General features: G+C 73.9%; 1 protein-coding gene. It reads right to left on the reverse strand.

What is annotated here, in order from left to right:
• Positions 1–3,811: type I polyketide synthase (locus AQJ58_RS40035; protein ID WP_159056424.1), on the reverse strand; the 3,811-nt coding region annotated here is incomplete at both ends.

The raw sequence follows: 3,811 nt of genomic DNA on the forward strand, positions 1-3,811 counted from the left end.
GGCACCCACATCGACCAGCGTGGTTCCGGGGCGCTCACCCTCGGGGTCGTACAAGGTGGCCAGGTCCCAGCCCCGGTCGGCCGGGAACGGGCCGACGGTGTCGGCGCCCTCGGACAGCAGCCTCCACAGCCCCTCCGGATCCCGCACCCCACCCGGGAACCGGCACGCCATCCCGACGATCACCACCGGATCCTCGGCGACGACCGCACCCCCCACCACCGGGACGACGGCCTCCGCACCGGGCGCGTCACCCAGCAGGCGCTCCCGCACGTGCCGTGCGAGGGCGAGCGGCGTCGGATAGTCGAACACGACCGTCGCGGTCAGGCCGGTGACGCCCGTGAGGGCGGAGAGGCCGTTGCGGAGTTCGACCGCGGTGAGGGAGTCGACACCCAGGTCACGGAAGGCACGCTCGGCCGGGACGGCGGCCGCCCCCGCGTAACCGAGCACGGCGGCGGCGCACGACTGCACCGTCTCCAGCAGGACGCGGTCCTGTTCGGTGCGGGTGAGGCCCACCAGCCGGCCGAGCAGCCCGGCCCGGTCGCCGATGCCGGTGCTCCCGGTCTCGGTGGCGGCGGCTTCCAGGGCGGCGTGCGCCTCGGGCAGCGAGGCGACCAGCGGGTTCGGTCGGGTCAGAGTGAGGGCGGGCGCGAACTCCGCCCAGTCGAGGTCCGCGACGACGACGGCGGGCGTGTCGGACGCGACCGCGCGGGCGAGCACGTTCGTGGCGGCCTCGGCGTCCAGGGGGAGGACACCGCCCCGGCGCATCCGCGCGGCGGAGTGGGTCTCGTCGGCCATGCCGCCGTCGGCCCACGGCCCCCAGGCGATCGAGGTCGCGGGCAGCCCGGCCGCCCGGCGTCGCTCGGCGAGCGTGTCGAGGAAGGCGTTGGCCGCCGCGTAGTTGCCCTGGCCCGCCGCTCCGATGCTTCCCGCGAAGGACGAGAACAGGACGAAGGCGTCGAGGTCGCGGTCACGGGTCAGTTCGTCCAGGTGCAACGCGCCCAGCGCCTTCGCCCGCAACACCGTCGCGAACCGCTCCGGCGTCAACGCGTCGATCACACCGTCGTCCAGCACACCCGCCGTATGCACCACCGCATCCACCGGATACTCCGCCAACACCCCCGCCAACGCCTCCCGGTCCGACGCATCACACGCCACGACCGACACTCGCACACCAGCAGCGGTGAGCTCCTCACGCAACTCCACCGCACCCGGAGCCTCCACACCCCGACGACTCATCAACACCACATGCTCGGCACCCTCCGCCGCCACCCACCGCGCCACCCGCGCACCCAACGCACCCGTACCACCCGTCACCAACACCGTCCCCCGCGGAGACCACACCGACTCCCCACCGGCAGCACCACCAGCACCGGCACCACCAGCCGGCATCCGCTCAAGCCGGCGCCCGAACACACCCGACGCCCGCACCGCCACCTGGTCCTCGTCGGCGAGGCCGCCGGCGAGGACCGCGGCGAACCGGTTGGCCGCGCGGCGGTCCAGGACCTCGGGCAGGTCGATCAGACCACCCCACCGATCCGGATACTCAAACGCCGCCACCCGGCCCAGACCCCACACCGCACCCTGCACCGGATCGGCCGGACCGTCCGAACGGCCCACCGACACAGCGCGACGCGTCAGCACCCACACCCGGCCGCCCGCACCCGCGTCACCGACCGCCTGCACCACCGTTGCCACCAGGCCGCACACCTCTGCGGCGTCCGTGCCGACGCCGGTGTCGACGACGATCCCGGAGGCTCCGTCGGCTGCGGCCGACTCCAACTGCGCTGCCACGGAGGCACGGTCGGACGCGGCGGGGAGGTCGATCACGACGAGGTCGGCGCCGCGCGCGGCGAGTTCCGCCGTGATGGCGTCGGTGCCGGTGTCCTGTCCCGTGCCTGCGGACCGCAGGACCAGCCAGCGGCCGGCGAGCGGGGTGGTGGTCGACGGCTCGAGCGGCTTCCAGTGCGCTCGGTAGAACCACCCGTCCGCGCGCGAGCGTTCCTGGCGGCGGCGCCGCCAGGACGACAGCGCCGGGACGAGTCCGTTCAGGGACTCCTCGGCGAGGCCCAGCGAGTCGGCGAGGGAACCGAGGTCACCCCGCTCGACGGCGTTCCAGAACTCCGTCTCGGCGGCGCCCCCGGTGCGCTGTTCGCCTTCGACGCCGCTGCCCGCGGCCGGGCGGCCCTGGTCGGCCAGCCAGTACCGCTGGTGCTGGAAGGCGTACGTGGGCAGTTCCACCCGGCTGCCACCGGGCAGGACGGCGTCCCAGGCCACCGTGGCGCCGTGGGCGTGCAGTCGGGCGAGGGCCGTGACCACGTCGGCGGTCCCGTCCCGGTCCTTGCGCAGGAGGGGGGTGAACAGGACGCCACCGGTGTCTCCGGCGGCGAGCACGTCCAGGCAGCCCTGGGCGAGGGCGGTGAGGGTGCCGTCGGGGCCGACTTCCAGGTAGCGGGTCGTGCCCCGCTCGGCGAGCACGCCCACCGCGTCGGCGAACCGGACCGCCTGACGGACATGCCGCACCCAGTGGTCCGCGGAGCACAGCTCCTCCGCGGAGGCGACCGCGCCCGTGAGACTGGAGACGATCGGCAGCTTCGGCTCCGCGTAGGACAGGCCCTCGGCGACCGCGCGGAAGTCGTCGAGCATCGGCTCCATCAACGGCGAGTGGAAGGCATGGCTCACCCGCAGCGCCGTGACCTTGCGGCCCTGGCCACGGAAGTGCCCCGCGATCTCCTCGACCGCCCCGGCCCCACCCGAAACCACCACCGCCTGCGGACCGTTGACCGCCGCGACACCCACCTCGTCACCCAGCAGCGGCAGCACCTCCTCCTCGGAGGCCTGCACCGCCACCATCGCACCGCCCTCAGGCAGCGCCTGCATCAGCCGACCGCGCGCCACCACCAGACGGCACGCGTCCGCCAGGGACCACACCCCCGCCACATGCGCCGCCGCGATCTCACCGATCGAGTGACCGGCCAGCACATCCGGCCGCACACCCCACGACTCCAGCAGCCGGAACAGCGCCACCTCCAGCGCGAACAGCGCGGGCTGCGCATACTCCGTACGATTCAGAAGCTCCGTGTCCGCACCGAACACGACCTCCCGCAGACCGAACGGCAGCTCCGCGTCGACCGCGTCGAAGGCCTCCGCGAACACCGGGAACTCGTCGTAGAGCTCGCGCCCCATGCCGAGCCGCTGGGAGCCCTGCCCCGCGAAGAGGAAGGCCGTACGGCCGTCCGGCTGGGCGGTGCCGGTGACGATGCCCTCGGTTCGGTCACCGGCGGCGAAGGTGGTGAGCGTCTCGACGAGTCGGGCGTGGTCGGAACCGATGACGGCGGCCCGGTACGGCAGTGCCGATCGGTGCGCGGCGAGCGACCAGGCGATGTCGAGGGGCTCGGCCCCGGGGTGTTCCCTCAGGTGCGCGAGGAGACGGGTGGCCTGGACGGGCAGGGCTTCGGGGGTGCGGGCGGACAGGACCCAGGGCAGCACGCGGGGGGCCCGGTGCGTCAGCGAGGGGGAGGCGGCGGCTGCGGTGTCACCGTCGGCGGGCGTTTCCGCGTTCTCGGGAGCTTCCTCCGCAGGTGCCTCCTCCAGGATGGCGTGGGCGTTGGTGCCGCTCACGCCGAAGGCGGAGACGGCGGCACGGCGCGGCCGGCCGTCCCCGCCGGTCCACTCCTGCTCCTGCGTCAGCAGCTCCACCGCACCGGCCGACCAGTCCACGTGCGAGGACGGCTCGTCCACATGCAGCGTGCGCGGCAGTACACCGTGCTGCATCGCCAGCACCATCTTGATCACACCCGCGACACCCGCGGCA

It is taken from the genome of Streptomyces sp. DSM 15324 (genome assembly GCF_001514285.1).
Classification (GTDB): Bacteria; Actinomycetota; Actinomycetes; order Streptomycetales; family Streptomycetaceae; genus Streptomyces.